A 17,142-nucleotide genomic window follows, 5' to 3' on the forward strand; every position below is an offset into this window, starting at 1 on the left:
GCGTCCCCTGTCAGTTGATCAACAGCCGGACAGCCATCCCGGTATCCGCCGCTCCAGGTAGTAGCGCGGCCTGGTCGGCGAGCCTTCGACGAAGCCGACGTGGCCGCCGCTGCGGTGCAGCTCCAGCGTGGTGGTGGCCGAGAGTTCGGCCGGCTCGGGCACGCTGTGACGGAACACGAAGGGGTCGTCCTCGGCCTGGATCAGCAGGGTCGGGATGCTGATGTCGGGTAAAAAGTAGCGGCTCGAAGCGCGCCGGTAGTAGTCGCTGGCATCGCTATAGCCGTGCAACGGCGCAGTGAAGCGGCCGTCGAAATCCCAGAAGGTGCGCATGCCTCGCAACGAGCCGAGGCGTTGGAGTGTCGATAGATGTTCGGCGTTGCCTAGGCTGGTAAAAAGGCGCTGTTTGTCCTTCACATACGCCACCATCTCACGCATGAAATGCGCCTGGTACACGCGCGAAAAGCCGATGCCGATGCGGTCGGCGCACTGGTCCAGCCGGAACGGCACCGAAACCGCCACGGCTTTGTGCAGCGGCGTCGTGCTTCCGGTTTCGCCGAGATACTTGAGCAGCACATTACCGCCCAATGAATAGCCGACCGCATGGAGCGGCGCCAGTGGCCGTATGGCCTGCAGATGGGCGACGACTTCGGTCAGGTCGTCGCTGGCGCCGGAGTGATAGGCGCGCGGCAGCAGGTTCGGTTCGCCGGAACAGCCGCGCCAGTTGACGGCGACGCTGGCCCAGTTCCGCTCGGCCAGTTGCCGTTGCAGGCCCAGCACATAGTGCGAGTTGGACGAGCCGGTCAGGCCGTGCAGGATCAGCACCAGAGGCGCCGTCGGATCGTGCGGGCCATGCCAGTCGAGGTCGATGAAGTCGCCATCGGCCAACCACAGGCGCTCGCGCTGGCGGGATAGTTTGGTGGCGCGACGGCAACAGGGGTTCCATAGCGTTTGCAGATGACCGCCCGGCAGCCACCGGGCCGGCGTAAAGGTTTCGTCGCTGGCGGTACAGCAGCGGGTGTGCGGGTGCGTGGTGGTCATGCTCGGGTGCGACAGGTGGAGATAACGATCAGCCAGTTCAGGCGTTGCGCTCCCATAGCGCGTAATGCACCGTGCCGGCCTTCTTTTCCCGGTGCAGCCGCCAGTTGCCGGGCAGGCCGAGGCTCGATGGCACGGCTTCGCTTTCGGTATAGACCCAGGCGTGGTCGGCTAGCCAACCTTTGTTTTCCAGCAGCTCGCACGTCGGTTGCAGCAGGTTCTTGTTGAACGGCGGGTCGAGGAACACCAGGTCGAAGGGCGTTGGCGACTGGGTTTCCAGATAGCGCAAGGCATCGCTCTGCAGCAACTGGCCCTGGCCACACTTGAGCGTATCCAGATGCTTGCGCAGGCTGGCGATGGCGTTGGCATTCACGTCCAGCGCCAGCGCCATGCTGGCGCCGCGCGACAAGGCTTCGAGATAGAGCGCGCCGCTGCCGGTGAACGGATCGAGCACGCGGGCACCGGACATATAAGGCGCGAGCCAGTTGAACAGCGTTTCGCGCACCCGATCCGGCGTCGGGCGCAGGCCTTCGGCGTCGGGAAAACCGAAGCGCCGGCTGCGCCATTCGCCGCCGATGATGCGCAGCTGGCCCTGGCCGCCATGGGCGGACGGGCGAATGGGTGGGTTGGCCATCAATGCTCCGGAACGCTGCTGGGTTGCTCGAGGGGCTTGTCGCTAGGTGGCGGCAATGGTTTCTGCTCCACCTCCGGGCCCGCCGTGACGATGACGAAACCGTCCGCGTCGAGGTGTTCGTTCATCGCTGTTCTGACCTCTTCGACCGACAGCGCCTGGACCTGTTGCATGAAGTCTTCGAGATAGGTCAGCGGCAGGTCGTAGAAGCCAATGCTGCCCAGCTGGCCAACGATGTCGGCGTTGCTGGCGGTAGACAACGGAAAGCTGCCGGCGATCTCGCGCTTGCTGCGCTCCAGCTCGGCTTGGGTCGGGCCATCTTCGAGGAACTGCGCGACCAGTCGCTGCACCAGCTGCAGCGTGCCATCGGCCAGTTCGGCGCGGGTCTGCAGGTTGATCATGAAAGGGCCGTTGGTCTGCATGGGACTGAAGCCCGAATAGACGCCGTAGGTCAGGCCGCGCTTTTCACGTACTTCTTCCATCAGCCGGGTACCGAAGCCGCCGCCGCCAAGAATCTGGTTGCCCAGATAGAGCGCAGCGTAGTCCGGATGGCCACGGGGGATGCCGAGTTGCGCCAGCAGCAGGTGGGTCTGGTTGGACGGAAAGTCGATGTGCTCGTGCGTGGCTGCGGGCTGCTGCGGCGTGGGCGGTGGCGGCAACGCGGCGCCTTGGGGCAGGGCGGCAGACACCTGCGCGGCGATCGCCTCGGCCTCTTCGCGGCTGAGGTCGCCGACCAGCGCGATCACCACATTGCCGGCGGTGTAGGCCCTGGCGTGGAAGTCGCGCAGCTGCGGGGTGTCGATGCCGGGAATGGATTCAGGCGTGCCTTCGCTGGGGTGTGCGTAGGGATGGTCTTGGTACAGCTGCTCGAACAGCTCCAGACTGGCCAGCTTGCCGGGGTTCTGCTTCTGGAACTCGAAGCCGGTCAGGATCTGGTTCTTGATGCGTTGCAGCGCATCCTCTGGGAAGGTCGGCTGGCCGACCACCTGGCTGAACAGTTCCAGCGCTGGTTGGCGTTTGCCCGCTGCACTCAGGCTGCGCAGGCTGGTGATCGCCATGTCACGGTAGGAGCCGTTGCCGAAGTCGGCGCCCAGATCCTCGAAGCCTTCGGCAATGGCGGTGACATCCTTGCCCTCGATGCCTTCGTTGAGCATGGCGTTGGTCAACATCGCCAGGCCGGGTGTGGCGCCGTCCTGGCTGCTGCCGGCGGCGAAGGTCAGGCGCAGGTCGAACATCGGTAGCTGACGGGCTTCGACGAACAGCACCTTGGCGCCGCCTTCGGTCTGCCAGCTCTGGATATCCAACTCGCGACGGGGCAAAGGCTGGTCGCCCAGTTCGGCAAGCGACTCCAGGCGGGTTTCGTCCTGCTCGGCCTTGGCGATGGCCTGGCCGGATTCGGCGGGTGTCGCGACGTTCTTCGCCGGGGGGATGACCGCAGCGGTATCGCCGGTTTCGCTGTCGCAGGCGGCCAGCCCCAGGGTGCCGAGCAGGACCAGGCCGAGCAGGCCGCGACGCAATAGGGTGCGATCACTCATCGCGGGTCTCCTTGGGCAGAACATGGGCGACGCTCAGGCGCGAGCGGGTGAAATAGGTGCGGGCGGCCTGCTGGATATCTTCCGGCGTCACCGCCTCCAAGGCGCTGAGCTCCTCGTCCATCAGGCGCCAGGACAGGCCCACGGTCTCCAGCATGCCGATGGTAGTGGCCTGCTGGGTGATGGAGTCGCGCTCGTAGACCAGGCCGGCAATGACCTGGGCGCGGACTCGCTCGAGCTCTTCTGTCGTGGGGGCGGTCTGCTTGAGCTGTTCGAGCTGCTGCCAGAGGCCCGCCTCCACCTCTTCGAGGGTGCGGCCCTTTTGCACGTTGGGCGCGGCGCTGAGCACGAACAGGCTGTCGCCGCGAGCGTGTGCGTTGTACCAGGCCGAGGCGCTGCTCACCAGTTCCTCGCCGCGCTCCAGCTGCCTCGGCAGGCGGGCACTGTAACCGCCATCGAGCAGTGCGGTGATCAGGCGTAGCGCATGGATCTGCCGCGGGTTATCTGTTTCGGTCGCCAAGCTGGCCGTGTTGAACGCCATCAGCAGGCTCGGCACCTGGGTATTGAGGTGCAGGGTCAGGCGGCGTTCGCCGGGTTCGTCCAGTTCCAGCGGACGCTTGGCGCTGGGGATGGGGCGCTTCTCGATCGGGCCGAAATAACGCTCGGCCAGCGTGCGCACCTCATCAGCCGTCACGTCGCCGACCACCACCAGGGTGGCGTTGTTGGGGGTGTACCAGGCCTCGTACCAGGCGCGCAGTTCCTCGACGGTCATGCGTTCGAGGTCGTCCATCCAGCCGATGGTCGGCGTGTGGTAGCCGCTGGCGGGGTAGGCCATGGCCTTGAAGCGCTCGTAGGCGAGCGAGCTGGGCTTGTCGTCGGTGCGCAGCCGGCGTTCTTCCTTGATTACCTCGATCTCGCGGGCAAACTCGTCGGCCGGCAGCTTGAGGCTGGCCAGGCGGTCGGCCTCCAGCTCGAAGGCCACCGCCAGGCGATCGCGTGCAAGCACCTGGTAATAGGCGGTGTAGTCGTCGCTGGTGAAGGCGTTTTCCTCGGCGCCGAGCTCGCGCAGGATGCGTGACGCCTCGCCAGCGCCGAGCTTGCGGCTGCCCTTGAACATCATGTGTTCCAGCGCGTGGGAAAGGCCGGTCTGCCCGGGCGATTCGTAGCTGGAGCCGACCTTGTACCAGAGCTGGGACACCACCACGGGGGCGCGGTGATCCTCGCGGACGATCACTTTGAGACCGTTATCTAGAAAGAATTCATGGGTTGGCTGAGCGTCGGCTGCGGTGACCAGCGGCAAGTACAGAGCGGCAAGTAGCAGAGCGGCGGCGCGTCGTAGCATCGGAGACATAGTGAAAGACTCGTTCAGGAATGAATCCCGCCGGGTGGCGCTGGCAGGCGAGAACACGCGGGGCATGGTACTGGGGCGTCGTGGTCGGGGCAAAGTGTCAGGGGATTCGAACTGCGTCGCGATGTTCCAGGTCCGATGGCCACGCTTAGCGCAGTCGGTTGCGCGGTGCTAGGATAGCCCCCGTCTGGCCGGTGGCGTGGCCGCCGGCGTTTCGCCCTCTTGAGAAAATCTTCTCCATGTTTGGTTCCAACGACGATAAGAAGGCGCCGGCCGAGGCCGGCGAGAAGAAAGGCCTGTTCGGCTGGTTGCGCAAGAAGCCGCAGACCCCAGCAGCCGAACCGCCTCCATCCGAGCCGCTGGAAGACAGCCAGCCGTTCGCCGATGAACCTGATGAGCAGGCCAAAGAGCAGCAGGTCGAGGCCGAGCAGCCCGAGCCCGCAGCCGAACCGGAAATCAAGCCGGAAGTCGCGCCTCAGCCCGAACCCGAGCCGGTAGCGCAACTCGATGAATCCATGGATGTGCCGGAAGCCCCGGCGCTCGCTGAAATCGCCGTTGAGCCGGTACCGGTTCCCGTTGCGGAAGAAGTACCGGCCAAGCTGGGCTTCTTCGCCCGCCTCAAGCAGGGTCTGTCCAAGACCAGCGCCAGTATCGGCGAAGGCATGGCCAGCCTGTTCCTGGGCAAGAAGGCCATCGATGACGATCTGCTGGACGAACTGGAAACCCGCCTGCTGACCGCCGACGTCGGCGTCGAGGCCACCACGGCGATCATGCAGAACCTCTCCCGTCGCGTCTCGCGCAAGGAGCTGGCCGACAGCGGCGCGCTGTACAAGGCGTTGCAGGAAGAGCTGGCCGGCCTGCTCAAGCCGGTCGAGCAGCCGCTGCGGATCGAGCCCGGCAAGCAGCCGTTCGTGATTCTGGTGGTCGGCGTCAATGGCGTCGGCAAGACCACCACCATCGGCAAGCTGGCCAAGAAGCTGCAGCTCGAAGGCAAGAAGGTCATGCTCGCCGCTGGCGACACCTTCCGTGCCGCCGCCGTGGAGCAGCTGCAGATCTGGGGCGAGCGTAACAACATCGCGGTGATCGCCCAGCACACCGGCGCCGATTCCGCCTCGGTGATCTTCGATGCCGTACAGGCCGCGAAGGCCCGTGGCGTCGATGTGCTGATCGCCGACACCGCCGGCCGCCTGCACACCAAGGACAACCTGATGGAGGAGCTGAAAAAGGTCCGCCGGGTCATGGGCAAGCTGGACGAGACGGCGCCGCACGAGGTGCTGCTGGTGCTCGACGCCGGCACCGGCCAGAACGCCATCAACCAGACCAAGCAGTTCAATCAGGCGGTGGAACTCACCGGGCTGGTGCTGACCAAGCTCGACGGCACCGCCAAGGGCGGGGTGATCTTCGCGCTGGCCAAGCAGTTCGGCACGCCGATTCGCTATATCGGGGTGGGTGAGGGCATCGACGACCTGCGCGCCTTCGAGGCGGATGCCTTCGTCAGTGCGCTGTTCGCCGAGAAGGGAGCGAGCGCAGGTAATCCGCCGTCATGATCCGTTTCGACCAAGTCGGCAAGCGCTATTCCAACGGTCATGTCGGGCTGCACGAACTGTCCTTTCAGGTGCAGCGCGGCGAGTTCCTGTTCGTCACCGGCCATTCCGGCGCCGGCAAGAGCACCCTGCTGCGCCTGCTGCTGGCGATGGAACGACCCACCAGCGGCAAGCTGCTGCTGGCTGGGCAGGACCTGTCGCGCATCAGCAATGCGCAGATTCCTTTTCTGCGCCGGCAGATCGGCGTGGTGTTCCAAAACCACCAGCTGCTGTTCGACCGCACCGTGTTCGACAACGCTGCGCTGCCGCTGCAGATACTCGGCCTAAACAAGCGCGAGATCGGCCAGAGGGTAATGACTGCGCTAGAGCGGGTCAGCCTGAAGGACAAGGCGTTGCAATATCCATCGGACCTGTCCACCGGCCAGCAACAACGTGTCGGCATCGCCCGCGCCGTTGTACACCGCCCGGCGCTGCTGCTGGCTGACGAGCCCACCGGTAACCTCGACCCGCGCCTGGCGGCGGAAATCATGGGCGTGTTCGAAGATATCAACAAACTCGGCACCACCGTGTTGATCGCCAGTCACGACCTGGCGCTGATCGCCCGCATGCGCCATCGCATGCTCACCCTGCAGCGTGGCCGCCTGATCGGCGATGGGGAGGCCGCCCGATGAGCGCACCCGAGAACAATCCGAACCCGGCCGAACGCGCCGGTGGCGTGCGGAGCAAGCCCGAGCAGCCGAGAGATGACGAGCCGGATTTCAAAACGCTGTTCCACGCCTGGCTGGAAAGCCATCGCGCCAGCATGGTCGACAGCGTCGGCAGGCTGATCAAGCAACCGATTGGAAGTTTCTTCACCTGTCTGGTCATGGCCGTCGCGCTGAGCCTGCCCATGGGGCTGGCGCTGCTGCTGGACAACGTCGAGCGGCTCGGCGGGTCATGGCAGCGGGCGGCGCAGATTTCGCTGTTCATGCAACTGGACGTAGACGCGCAAGAAGGGAGCGCGTTGCGCGAAGAGATCCTGACGATGCCGGATGTGTCGGAAGCCAGCTGGATCAGCCGTGAGCAGGCGTTGGAGGAATTCCAGCAGCTTTCGGGTCTTGGCGAGGCGCTACGTGAACTACCGGAAAACCCGCTGCCCGGCGTGATTCTGGTAACGCCCAGCGAGATCGATCGCGACAATCTCGAAGCGTTGCGTCAGCGTCTGGCGGAACTACCAGGCGTCGAGCAGGCGCAGCTGGACCTGCTCTGGGTCGAGCGCCTAACAGCCATTCTGAAGCTGGGCGACCGCTTCGTCTTCGGCCTAACGTTGCTGCTGATCGCCACCCTGCTGCTGGTGATCGGCAACACCATTCGCCTGCATATCGAAAATCGCCGCACCGAGATAGAAGTGGTCAAGTTGGTCGGCGGCACCGACGGTTATGTACGGCGCCCGTTCCTTTACATGGGCGCCTTGTACGGATTGGGCGCCGGGCTGATCGCCTGGCTGCTGCTGGCTTACGGGCTGGGCTGGCTGAACGAGGCGGTAGTGGGGCTGGCCGGCCTGTATGGCAGTGATTTCGGCCTGGCCGGGGTGCCGGTCGAAGATGGTCTGTCGCTGGTGCTCGGCGCCTTGCTGCTGGGTTACGTCGGTGCCTGGCTGGCGGTGGCGAGGCATTTGAGCGAACTTGCGCCGCGCTGATAACTTGTTGATTTTAAAGGTTTTTGTAGAGCTGTAAGGGAACTTTTCCATAGGCTTGCAGTCTGACCCGGCAGTGCTAAACTGCTGCAGCTTCATTATTGGAGGATCTGCATGACTACTAATCTGCAACCTGTTCAAGCCCTGGTCCCGGGAGGCAATCTCGAGGCCTACGTGCAGACGGTCAACAGCATTCCGCTGCTTACGGTCGAGCAGGAACGCGACCTGGCAGAGCGCCTGTTCTACCATCAGGATCTCGAGGCCGCACGTCAGATGGTGCTTGCCCACCTGCGCTTCGTCGTCCATATCGCCCGCAGCTATTCCGGCTATGGGCTGGCCCAGTCCGACCTGATCCAGGAAGGCAATGTCGGCCTGATGAAAGCGGTCAAGCGTTTCAACCCGGAAATGGGTGTGCGCCTGGTGTCCTTTGCGGTGCACTGGATCAAGGCCGAGATTCACGAATTCATTCTGCGCAACTGGCGCATCGTCAAGGTCGCTACCACCAAGGCACAGCGCAAGCTGTTCTTCAATCTGCGTAGTCAGAAGAAGCGCCTGGCATGGCTGAGCAACGAGGAAGTCGAGCGGGTTGCCGATAGCCTCGGTGTCGAAGCGCGCGAAGTGCGGGAGATGGAGAGCCGCCTTACGGGTCACGACATGGCATTCGATCCGTCAGCCGATGCTGATGACGACAGTGCCTATCAGTCGCCAGCGCATTATCTCGAAGATCATCGTTACGATCCGGCGCGTCAGCTCGAGGATGCCGACTGGAGCGACAGTTCCAATTCCAGCCTGCACGAGGCGCTGGAAACCCTGGATGAGCGCAGCCGCGACATTCTGCAACAACGCTGGCTGAGCGAAGAGAAGGCCACCCTGCATGATCTGGCGGCCAAGTACAGCGTCTCTGCCGAGCGCATTCGCCAGCTGGAAAAGAACGCGATGAACAAGCTCAAGGGTTCCATTCAGGCTTGATCACATGGTTGCTCCCGAGGCGCTGCAACTGCAGCGCCTTTTTTATATCTGTCGAACCGGTACTTGCGTGTTCTTGACGCGGCTCATGGGCGATGTTGCAAGCGTTCCAGGCTATCGGTAACCGCAATCAGCAGCTGTGCCGCGCTGATGGGTTTGTGTAGCCAGGTGATGCCGGTATCTGTATCGCTCTGCTCGAACCGGCTGGCCGCCGTTATCACGATGATCGGAAGATCTTGCGTGTCGGGATTGGCGCGAACCTCGTCGATCAGCTCGCGCCCGCTCCCGTCGGGCAGATGCCAGTCGAGGGTCATTGCCTCATAGCGAACACTGGCGAGTTTGCTTCGTGCTGTATGCAGACTCTGCACCCGATCAACCGCGTAACCGGCATCCCGCAGCATCAGATGCAGCAGTCGGCCGGTGTCCGGTTCGTCTTCGATTACCAGCAGACGTGGTTGGCCCTGATCCACTGTAGATGTGGTCGATTCGAGTATCGGCAATTCGCACCAGAAGGTCGTGCCGAGATTCTGTTCAGTATCGAAGCCGACCCGGCCGCCCATGCGCTCGATAAACTCTTTGGTGATGGCGAGTCCCAGGCCTGTGCCGCCTTGCTGGCGGCTGTCGGAGGCGTCCGCTTGGGCAAATTTTTCGAACACGCGGTTCTGGAAGCCCGGCGGGATGCCCGGCCCCTGATCCGTGACGTTGACACGAACCTGGCCGGTTTCGGTCAGATTGCAGTGCAGGGTTACTTCGCCCCCTTCCGGGGTGTATTTGATCGCGTTCGACAGGAAGTTCGTCAGCACCTGTTGCAGACGCAGCCCATCGACCCAGACGTTGATCTGAGGGGCATCGCGTAATACGCAGTTCACGCCGAAATGAGTGGCAAAGGCCTGGTTGCTGGCCAGGGCCTCTTCCAGCAGCCGGCACAGCGAGTGCTCGCGCATGTCGAAGGCCATTTTGCCTGCCGTGATCTTTTCCATGTCCAGCAGATCGTTGATCAGATGACCCAGGCGCAAACTGTTGCGATGAGCGATCTCCAGCATCTGCTCCATGCCCGGCGGAACGTCGCCCACGGCGCCGCCGGTCACCAGGCCCAGGGCGCCGCTGATAGAGGTCAATGGGGTGCGCAGCTCGTGGCTGACGGTCGAGACGAACTCGTCCTTCATCTGCTCGATGCGTTTGTGTTCGGTCAGGTCCATGCTGGTGCCGCTGATGCGCAGCGGCTGCCCGTTTCGGTCGCGTTGGATGTAGCCTCGGATCAGGGCCGGAACCAGCTTGCCGCTCTTGTGCTGGAAACGCAGCTCGGTCGTGAAGTGATCGACTGCCGAGAGCATGGTCTTTGCCAGCTGTTTTTTTGCCGGAAGCAGGTCGTCGGGCGCCATGACCCTTTCCCAGAGCTTCAGATCCGAATGCAGCTCGCCAGGACGATAGCCGAGCATGTGCCAGGCGCGTGGCGAGGCATAGAAGGTATCGGCTTCCAGATTCAGATCCCAGAGCCCGTCGTTGCTGCCTTTGAGGGCAAGGCTCAAGCGCTCTTCGCTTAGTTGAAGGGCGCGTTTGTTCTCCCGGATATGCTCGGTCATCTGCTGGGCCAGCGCCTCGGCACGGCTGCGTCTAAGCGATAGCGAGGAGGTGAGAAGGAACAGCAGCATGCTGAAGCCGAGACCGAGGCCGATCACCAACCCGTCGTTGCCATGGAAGAAGGCATCGAACTCCGGCAGGCTTTGCAGATTCAGGGTCCAAGTTTGCCCATACAGGTCCAGCCGCAGGGTCTGGCTGTATCGTGGGGCTTCGGCACGCGGCTGATTGCGGCTGGCAAAGATGAGCTGTTCGGCCTGCTCTTGCGGACCGGCGTAGATGCGCAGGCTGATATTCGGATCGGCCACGCCGAGGATTCCGCGCATCAGGTCGTCCATCCGATAGGGGCTGTAGACGAACCCGCGCAGCGCCTGCATCCGCTGTTCCGGCGAATCGATGGGGATACCCTGACGGTACACCGGGACATACATCAGTACCCCGGCCTGCACCTCGCCATGGGTCTCCTGCCGCAGCTTGACCTTGCCGGTGAGGCGCGTCTGCCCGGTTTCGGCGGCTGTCGACATGGCTTGCCAGCGTACCGGTTCGGCAAACATGTCATAGCCGAATGCGGCGAGGTTGCGGTCAGCGAACGGCTCGAGATAAACGATGGGTGTATAAAGCGGGCGTTCGCCAGGAGGATGAATGTCGTAATCGGCGAAGCCTTCCTGGCGAACGCTCTCTATATGGGCGGTCCGCTGCTTCGGCAGCACCGCCTTGGCGAAGCCTACTCCCTGGATGCCGGGATAACGCTTGGCCAGTTGCAGACGTTCGTTATAAAGGCGCCACTGCTCGCGTGAAACATCGCCACTGGTGTCGAACAGGGCGACGGCACCCAGCAGGATTTGCTCATGGTTGATCAGCCGCTTGCCGATGGCTTCGGTTGTTTTCTCCACCAGAAACTCGAACTGGGTGATGGCCGCGCTCGTTTCGTTGCTGCGCAGATGCTGCAGGATGACCAATTGCACGAGCAGCGTGAGTACCAGAACGAGCCAGGCAACGCTGTTTCGCCAATTGAAAAATTGCCGCACCCCGTCGAGGGGCGTGCTGTATCCGGTTGCGCTCATGCTGTCGCTGCCATGCGTTCAGGGGCGAATCGAGCGAGAGGTTACTGCATGGGGCCGTCTACCTGACAGCCTTCCCCCTGCATCTCGCAACATGTTGGCTGCAGATTACTCGTTGCGATGGCGCCCTGCCATAACACTCCGTCAGCCGAGCTCGGTGACGCCTTGCACGATGATCGAATCTCAGCGTGCGCCTGAGTCTTGCAGTCCGTTCAGGTAGTGACTGCCGCCCAACTGGCGAACCTGCTGGCGAATCCAGCCGGCACGCTGGCGGACGTGCGGACCGGGGCGGCCGGCGTTCCACTCGCGCGGGTTGGGCAGCACAGCGGCCAGCTGGCTGGCCTGGGCGGCTGAGAGATTTGCAGCGCCAGTCCCGAAATGATGCTGCGCGGCCGCTTCGGCGCCGAATATGCCATTGCCCCATTCCACGCTGTTCAGATAGATCTCCAAGATTCGCTGTTTCGGCCACAGCAGCTCGATCCATCCGGTGAACCAGACCTCGAAGCCCTTGCGCACCCAGCTTCGCCCGGACCAGAGAAACAGGTTCTTGGCCACCTGCTGACTCAGCGTGCTGGCACCGCGCAGGGAGCCGCCGCGCTCGTTGTGTGCGAACGCGGCGCGAATGGCGGCGATATCGAAGCCCCAATGCTCGGCGAACTTCTGATCTTCGGCAGCGATCACCGCCATCTTCAGATCGTCTGGCAGTACGTTCCAGGGCCGCCAGGTGCGCTGCAGGTCGATACTCTGGCCATTGCTCCAGGATTCGATCTTGCGCTCGATCATGAGCGCGGTGACCGGCGGCGGAACCCAGCGCAGGGCAAGCACCAGCAGCACGGAAAGCGCGGCTAGCCAGAGCAGCAGTTTGATGAGTCGGCGCAGCAGGGCTCGGAGCATGTGGACATAGTCGCAACCAGAGGGAACGGGCATTATAGCGACCGCCATACACCCTGACCGGAAGCTGCCGAATGATTCGCGTCTATCTCCTAATTGCCGCCTTTTTTGGACTGACCGGTGTGGCGCTGGGCGCCTTCGCCGCGCATGGCTTGAAGTCCCGCCTCGGCGCCGACTACCTCGCCGTGTTCCAGACCGGCGTGCACTACCAGCTGATTCATGCCCTGGCGTTGTTCGGGGTTGCGCTGCTCGCCCTGCATGCACCGAGTCGCCTGCTGACTGCCGCGGGCGGTTTATTCTCGCTCGGCGTCCTGCTGTTCTCCGGCAGTTTGTACCTGTTGACTCTGACGGGTATGAGTAAGCTGGGCATCATCACGCCCATCGGTGGGACGGCATTTCTGGCGGGATGGATCTGTTTGATGCTTGCGGCCTGGAATCTTCGCGGCTGAAAAACGGCCTTGTGATGGCAGATGAATGGCGGCGCTTGGCGCCTTGGTGCGCCGGGTCGATCGGGCTAGAATGCGGGCCCCTTGGCTATGGTGGCGATCACTATGCACATTCAGTTGAACGGCGAGCGCTACGAGCTCCCTGACGGTCAGTCGGTGGCCGATCTGCTGCAACGCCTGGAACTGACTGGGCGCCGGCTGGCGGTCGAGCTCAATCGAGACATCGTACCGCGCAGCCAGCATGCCGCAACTCTCTTGGTCGAAGGTGATCAGGTCGAAGTCGTGCATGCCATTGGTGGCGGCTGACGAGCCCGCCATATTGATATTCCCGGACGTCGCCCGTGCAGCGGCGTATTTTTCGCTTCATTACGTCTGAACAGGATGGTCCCATGAGCCCAGTTCCGCACGACAAACCCTTTACGCTCGCAGGCCGCACCTATCAGTCGCGCTTGCTGGTGGGCACCGGCAAATACAAGGATCTCGAAGAGACACGCGCCGCCATCGAGGCGTCTGGCGCCGAGATCGTCACCGTCGCGGTGCGCCGCACGAATATTGGCCAAAACCCGGACGAGCCCAATCTGCTCGACGTTATCTCGCCTGATCGCTACACGATTCTCCCGAACACCGCCGGCTGCTATGACGCCGAAGAGGCAGTGCGTACCTGCCGCCTGGCCCGCGAGCTGCTCGACGGCCACAAGCTAGTCAAGCTGGAAGTGCTGGCCGACCAGAAGACGTTGTTCCCCAACGTCATCGAAACCCTCAAGGCCGCCGAAGTGCTGGTCAAGGACGGTTTCGACGTCATGGTTTATACCAGCGACGATCCGATCATCGCGCGCCAGCTGGCCGAGATGGGCTGCATCGCGGTGATGCCATTGGCGGGGCTGATCGGCACTGGCCTGGGGATCTGCAACCCCTACAACCTGCGCATCATCCTCGAAGAGGCCAAGGTGCCGGTGCTGGTGGATGCCGGCGTCGGTACGGCGTCCGATGCGACCATCGCCATGGAGCTGGGCTGCGAGGCGGTGTTAATGAACAGCGCTATCGCCCACGCCCAGAATCCGGTGCTGATGGCTGAAGCCATGAAGTACGCGATCGACGCCGGGCGTCTTGCCTATCTGGCCGGACGCATGCCGAAGAAACTGTATGCCAGCGCCTCTTCGCCTCTGGAAGGTCTGATCCGCTAATTCTCCCCGTATTCCGCCGCGCACTCGCCCGACTGCGCGGCTTCTCTCCGCAGGTTCGTTCATGAGTGACACTTCTACCCCGGCCGACGGCCAACGGCGCATGCGCACCATTAAAAGCTTCGTGATGCGTGCCGGTCGCATGACCGAAGGCCAGCAGCGCGGCCTTGACCAGGGCTGGCCGCAATTCGGTCTGGAGCTGGCCGATGGTCTACGCGATTTCGACCAGGTCTTCGGCCGACAGGCGCCACGCACGTTCGAAATCGGCTTCGGCATGGGCCATTCGACGCTCGAGATGGCTGCAGCGGCGCCTGAGCAGGATTTCATCGGGGTCGAGGTGCATTCGCCGGGTGTCGGCGCGCTATTAAACGGGCTTTTGTCACAAAACCTGAATAACGTGCGGGTCTACAGTTGCGATGCGCTGGAAGTGCTGCGTGAATGCGTCCCCGACGCGAGCCTGGACCGGGTTCTGCTGTTTTTCCCCGATCCCTGGCACAAGAGTCGTCACCACAAGCGGCGAATTGTCCAGCCGGCATTCGCCGAGCTGGTACGGCAAAAACTGAGGATCGGTGGCGTATTGCATATGGCAACCGATTGGCAAGCCTATGCCGAGCACATGCTCGAGGTCATGAGCATCGCCCCTGGCTATCGCAACCAGGCCGTAAACGAGCAGTACGTCGAGCGCCCTCAGGAGCGCCCTACGACCAAGTTCGAGCGCCGCGGTGAGCGCCTGGGCCACGGCGTCTGGGATCTCAAGTTCGAGCGCATCGGCTGACCGCCAATACTAGAGCCGTATCAAACGGCCCACGGAAGAACTGACAAGAACGCAACGCCAGGAAGGCTCGATCTCCCCCAACACCTAATGAGAGCCCTGTCTGCCGGCAGAGGCCGTTACATGCAGCGCACCCGTTGCGCGGCAAGGAGCAAAGCGATGTACAGAAAATTCGGAATTCTGCTGCTGGCGGCCTGTGCCAGCCAGGCCCAGGCCAAGGTGGACGAGGCTCAGGCCGCCCGCCTGGGTCAGGACCTTACCCCGCTGGGTGCCGAGCGCGCCGCCAATGCCGCCGGCACGATTCCGGCCTGGACCGGTGGAGTCCAGGCGCCCGACAGCTACTCCGTCGGGATGCACCATCCTGACCCCTATGCCGCTGATCCGGTGCTTTACCGGGTCGACAGCAGCAATGCCGCCGAATATGCCGCACTGTTGCCGGAAGGCCTCCGTGCGCTGGTCGAGCGGTATCCGGACTTTCATCTACGCGTGTTCCCGTCACGCCGCAGCGCCTCGGCGCCACAGCGTATCTATGACGAGACGCGTGCCAATGCCGTTTCTGCCGAGCTGATCGCCAACGGCAACGGCATCAAGGGCGCTGTCTCCGGTATCCCCTTCCCGATACCGCAAGACGGTATGGAAGTGATCTGGAACCATGCCGTGCATTACAAGGGCGAACAAACCCACATGATCAATAACCAGGCCGTGGTGATCAACGGCCGGGCAAGTCTGATCAAGCGGGATCGGCACGTTTATTACGTCTACAACCGCGAGGGCATGGACCAGGCGCAGTTGGACAACACGCTGCTCTATTACAAATACCGGGTCACCGCGCCTGCGAAGCTCTCCGGCACCTCGCTGGTCGTGCAGGACCCGTTGGACCAGGTGCTGGCGATCCGCAAGGCCTGGCGTTACAGCCCGAGCGACCGCCGCGTACGGCGCCTGCCTTCGCTGGCCTACGACTCGCTGCAGCCGGACACGAGCGGCTTGGCTACCGCTGACGTGGTCGATTCCTTCAATGGCGCGCCGGATCGCTATGAGTGGAAGCTGGTCGGCAAGCGCGAGATGCTGGTGCCGTACAACAGCTACGCGGTTCACCAGCAAGGCATCCCTTACGATTCGATCGTGGGCGCGCGCACCCTGAACCCCGAGCTGCTGCGCTATGAACAGCATCGCGTATGGATCGTCGAAGCGACCCTGCGCAAGGGTTTCAGCCATCCGTATGACATGCGCCGGTTCTATGTCGATGAAGACAGCTGGCAGATTCTGGCGGTGGATCTGTTCGATGAAAATGCCGAGTTGATCGGGCTGCAGGAAAGTCATCCGATCAGCTACTACGAAGTGCCAATGTTCGCCAGCACGCTGGAGACGCTGTATCACTTCAAGGACGGTAACTACTTCGTAGACGGATTGGACAACAACGAGCCGATGTACGACTTCGACGTCAGGCTCAGCCCTCGGGACTTCTCGCCTGCGGCGTTGAGGAGAGGGGGTAATTAGTAAAAGAGCAGTTTTGACGGCGCTGGGCTTGTGTGGAGCCACAACGCTTTTCTCGGCGGGGGACTACAGGTTGCGCCTTGCACGGCGCGTCACTTTTTCTTGTTTTGCCAAGAAAAAGTAACCAAAAGAAGGCCACCCCTACATCCGGGTCTGGTCGCGTTGCGACCAGACTTCCCTCACTCCGGTGCCGCTCCGGAGGCACGTCACGAAGGGACGCCCCTGTCCCTTCGTTTCCCGCTAGGCGTCCATGCCTCGCGACCTCCTACGCAACGCCTGCGTTCGGCTTCCTGAGGCGGAAGAAATCCGAGTTGCCTGTAGGTTCTTGAAAACGCTTTGCTTTTCCTCTGCACGGTCTGCCAGGCAACACCAACCGCCCCTTTCAGCAGGGTGAGCGCCATCGTTGCGTAAGGGAGCGAGCCGCATGGATGCGGCGAGAGGCTTAAAGGGCCATGGATGGCCCTTGTAAGCCGGCCCCTGAAGCGACGATGGAGCGAACGAACCCCGGCGTAGCCGGGCCGGATGGAGGGGCAAGACCTTTTGGTTTCTTTTGGGGCGATTGCCAAAAGAAACTCACCCAGCAGGCGAAACCTATGTTTCAGGCAGCTGGATAAATCTGGCGCACCATGCAGCAGGCCATGGAAGAGCCCGCAGCGCTTCCTAATTTCGATCAGCCACCACCCCAATGATGAACAACACCAGAATCAACACCGGCGCCAGGGTGTAATTGTTGAACTGCGCCAACCCCTTGGCCAGCCAGGGGCTGAGATAGACGATGCCGAGCCCATAAACGACCGCGCAGAACACTACGAACGCCAACGTACGCAGGATGAAATTCAGCCCGCCTATGTTCTTCTGCACCCAGGCATTGAGCGCCGGCCCGAACAGCACAAAAAGCGTAGCCATGATCGCCAAGGAAATATCGAACAGATGGCCGCGGCTCCAGCGCGAGAGGGTGGCGATTAGGTCGAGTACGAGATCCATCCAG

16 protein-coding genes are annotated in these 17,142 nt (G+C 62.7%); 9 read left to right on the plus strand and 7 right to left on the minus strand.

Annotation, left to right across the window (positions count from 1 at the left end):
• Positions 1-18: 18 nt before the first annotated feature.
• Genes GYM54_RS15695 through GYM54_RS15710 form a run of 4 tightly spaced genes read right to left on the minus strand, consistent with a single transcriptional unit; the run spans position 19 to position 4,549 of the window.
• On the minus strand, positions 19-1,038 hold the full coding sequence (locus tag GYM54_RS15695; protein ID WP_131649494.1) for a hydrolase: 1,020 nt from the start codon (positions 1,036-1,038) through the stop codon (positions 19-21).
• A 37-nt stretch (positions 1,039-1,075) separates the two neighbouring features.
• A complete protein-coding gene (gene rsmD / locus GYM54_RS15700; protein WP_131649495.1) occupies positions 1,076-1,669 on the minus strand; it encodes a 16S rRNA (guanine(966)-N(2))-methyltransferase RsmD in 594 nt (197 codons plus the stop codon).
• Complete coding sequence (locus GYM54_RS15705) at positions 1,669-3,201, minus strand: pitrilysin family protein (RefSeq protein ID WP_181099503.1); 1,533 nt, start codon at positions 3,199-3,201, stop codon at positions 1,669-1,671. Before GYM54_RS15705 ends, rsmD begins: the two co-directional genes overlap by 1 nt.
• Complete coding sequence (locus GYM54_RS15710) at positions 3,194-4,549, minus strand: pitrilysin family protein (protein ID WP_181099505.1); 1,356 nt, start codon at positions 4,547-4,549, stop codon at positions 3,194-3,196. The genes GYM54_RS15705 and GYM54_RS15710 overlap by 8 nt, the downstream gene beginning before the upstream one ends.
• A 236-nt stretch (positions 4,550-4,785) precedes the next feature.
• On the opposite strand from GYM54_RS15710, the gene ftsY reads away from it, so the two are divergent.
• The 4 genes from ftsY to rpoH all read left to right on the plus strand — a co-directional run bounded on the left by ftsY (position 4,786) and on the right by rpoH (position 8,734).
• On the plus strand, positions 4,786-6,093 hold the full coding sequence (gene ftsY / locus GYM54_RS15715) for a signal recognition particle-docking protein FtsY (RefSeq protein WP_131649498.1): 1,308 nt from the start codon (positions 4,786-4,788) through the stop codon (positions 6,091-6,093).
• On the plus strand, positions 6,090-6,761 hold the full coding sequence (gene ftsE, locus GYM54_RS15720; protein WP_131649499.1) for a cell division ATP-binding protein FtsE: 672 nt from the start codon (positions 6,090-6,092) through the stop codon (positions 6,759-6,761). The genes ftsY and ftsE overlap by 4 nt, the downstream gene beginning before the upstream one ends.
• Positions 6,758-7,768 (plus strand): permease-like cell division protein FtsX, encoded by a 1,011-nt coding sequence (gene ftsX / locus GYM54_RS15725; RefSeq protein WP_181099508.1) that lies wholly within the window; start codon positions 6,758-6,760, stop codon positions 7,766-7,768. Before ftsE ends, ftsX begins: the two co-directional genes overlap by 4 nt.
• 111 nt (positions 7,769-7,879) lie before the next feature.
• Positions 7,880-8,734, plus strand: coding sequence for an RNA polymerase sigma factor RpoH (gene rpoH, locus GYM54_RS15730; protein WP_131649501.1), 855 nt, complete (start codon positions 7,880-7,882; stop codon positions 8,732-8,734).
• 83 nt (positions 8,735-8,817) lie between these two features.
• Here rpoH and GYM54_RS15735 read toward each other — a convergent pair whose 3' ends face one another.
• Positions 8,818-11,373 (minus strand): CHASE domain-containing protein, encoded by a 2,556-nt coding sequence (locus GYM54_RS15735; RefSeq protein ID WP_181099510.1) that lies wholly within the window; start codon positions 11,371-11,373, stop codon positions 8,818-8,820.
• Between the two features lie 180 nt (positions 11,374-11,553).
• Entirely contained in the window at positions 11,554-12,264 is a 711-nt protein-coding gene (gene mtgA, locus GYM54_RS15740) for a monofunctional biosynthetic peptidoglycan transglycosylase (RefSeq protein WP_197444969.1), read from the minus strand.
• A 71-nt stretch (positions 12,265-12,335) separates the two neighbouring features.
• Here mtgA and GYM54_RS15745 point away from each other — a divergent pair, with 71 nt between their 5' ends.
• The 5 genes from GYM54_RS15745 to GYM54_RS15765 all read left to right on the plus strand — a co-directional run bounded on the left by GYM54_RS15745 (position 12,336) and on the right by GYM54_RS15765 (position 16,157).
• A complete protein-coding gene (locus GYM54_RS15745; RefSeq protein ID WP_131649503.1) occupies positions 12,336-12,710 on the plus strand; it encodes a DUF423 domain-containing protein in 375 nt (124 codons plus the stop codon).
• Between the two features lie 102 nt (positions 12,711-12,812).
• Positions 12,813-13,013, plus strand: a complete 201-nt coding sequence (gene thiS, locus GYM54_RS15750; protein WP_131649504.1) for a sulfur carrier protein ThiS — start codon at positions 12,813-12,815, stop codon at positions 13,011-13,013.
• 83 nt (positions 13,014-13,096) lie between these two features.
• Complete coding sequence (locus tag GYM54_RS15755; protein ID WP_131649505.1) at positions 13,097-13,891, plus strand: thiazole synthase; 795 nt, start codon at positions 13,097-13,099, stop codon at positions 13,889-13,891.
• A 100-nt stretch (positions 13,892-13,991) separates the two neighbouring features.
• Positions 13,992-14,663 (plus strand): tRNA (guanosine(46)-N7)-methyltransferase TrmB, encoded by a 672-nt coding sequence (trmB, locus tag GYM54_RS15760; protein ID WP_219232631.1) that lies wholly within the window; start codon positions 13,992-13,994, stop codon positions 14,661-14,663.
• A 156-nt stretch (positions 14,664-14,819) separates the two neighbouring features.
• Entirely contained in the window at positions 14,820-16,157 is a 1,338-nt protein-coding gene (locus GYM54_RS15765; protein WP_181099514.1) for a DUF1329 domain-containing protein, read from the plus strand.
• A 657-nt stretch (positions 16,158-16,814) separates the two neighbouring features.
• Here the strand turns inward: GYM54_RS15765 and GYM54_RS15770 are convergent.
• Positions 16,815-17,138 carry a DUF3392 domain-containing protein gene (locus GYM54_RS15770; RefSeq protein ID WP_131649508.1) on the minus strand — a complete coding sequence of 108 codons (324 nt, stop codon included), beginning with the start codon at positions 17,136-17,138 and terminating at the stop codon, positions 16,815-16,817.
• Between the last annotated feature and the right edge of the window lie 4 nt (positions 17,139-17,142).

It is taken from the genome of Pseudomonas sp. MTM4, from assembly GCF_019355055.1.
GTDB lineage: Bacteria > Pseudomonadota > Gammaproteobacteria > Pseudomonadales > Pseudomonadaceae > Stutzerimonas.

Excerpts from the sequence above, each read along its gene's own strand:
- GYM54_RS15695 (WP_131649494.1), bottom strand. The coding sequence starts at position 1,038 with ATGACCACCACGCACCCGCACACCCGCTGCTGTACCGCCAGCGACGAA.
- rsmD (WP_131649495.1), bottom strand. The coding sequence starts at position 1,669 with ATGGCCAACCCACCCATTCGCCCGTCCGCCCATGGCGGCCAGGGCCAG.
- GYM54_RS15705 (WP_181099503.1), bottom strand. The coding sequence starts at position 3,201 with ATGAGTGATCGCACCCTATTGCGTCGCGGCCTGCTCGGCCTGGTCCTG.
- GYM54_RS15710 (WP_181099505.1), bottom strand. The coding sequence starts at position 4,549 with ATGTCTCCGATGCTACGACGCGCCGCCGCTCTGCTACTTGCCGCTCTG.
- ftsY (WP_131649498.1), top strand. The coding sequence starts at position 4,786 with ATGTTTGGTTCCAACGACGATAAGAAGGCGCCGGCCGAGGCCGGCGAG.
- ftsE (WP_131649499.1), top strand. The coding sequence starts at position 6,090 with ATGATCCGTTTCGACCAAGTCGGCAAGCGCTATTCCAACGGTCATGTC.
- ftsX (WP_181099508.1), top strand. The coding sequence starts at position 6,758 with ATGAGCGCACCCGAGAACAATCCGAACCCGGCCGAACGCGCCGGTGGC.
- rpoH (WP_131649501.1), top strand. The coding sequence starts at position 7,880 with ATGACTACTAATCTGCAACCTGTTCAAGCCCTGGTCCCGGGAGGCAAT.
- GYM54_RS15735 (WP_181099510.1), bottom strand. The coding sequence starts at position 11,373 with ATGAGCGCAACCGGATACAGCACGCCCCTCGACGGGGTGCGGCAATTT.
- mtgA (WP_197444969.1), bottom strand. The coding sequence starts at position 12,264 with ATGCTCCGAGCCCTGCTGCGCCGACTCATCAAACTGCTGCTCTGGCTA.
- GYM54_RS15745 (WP_131649503.1), top strand. The coding sequence starts at position 12,336 with ATGATTCGCGTCTATCTCCTAATTGCCGCCTTTTTTGGACTGACCGGT.
- thiS (WP_131649504.1), top strand. The coding sequence starts at position 12,813 with ATGCACATTCAGTTGAACGGCGAGCGCTACGAGCTCCCTGACGGTCAG.
- GYM54_RS15755 (WP_131649505.1), top strand. The coding sequence starts at position 13,097 with ATGAGCCCAGTTCCGCACGACAAACCCTTTACGCTCGCAGGCCGCACC.
- trmB (WP_219232631.1), top strand. The coding sequence starts at position 13,992 with ATGCGCACCATTAAAAGCTTCGTGATGCGTGCCGGTCGCATGACCGAA.
- GYM54_RS15765 (WP_181099514.1), top strand. The coding sequence starts at position 14,820 with ATGTACAGAAAATTCGGAATTCTGCTGCTGGCGGCCTGTGCCAGCCAG.
- GYM54_RS15770 (WP_131649508.1), bottom strand. The coding sequence starts at position 17,138 with ATGGATCTCGTACTCGACCTAATCGCCACCCTCTCGCGCTGGAGCCGC.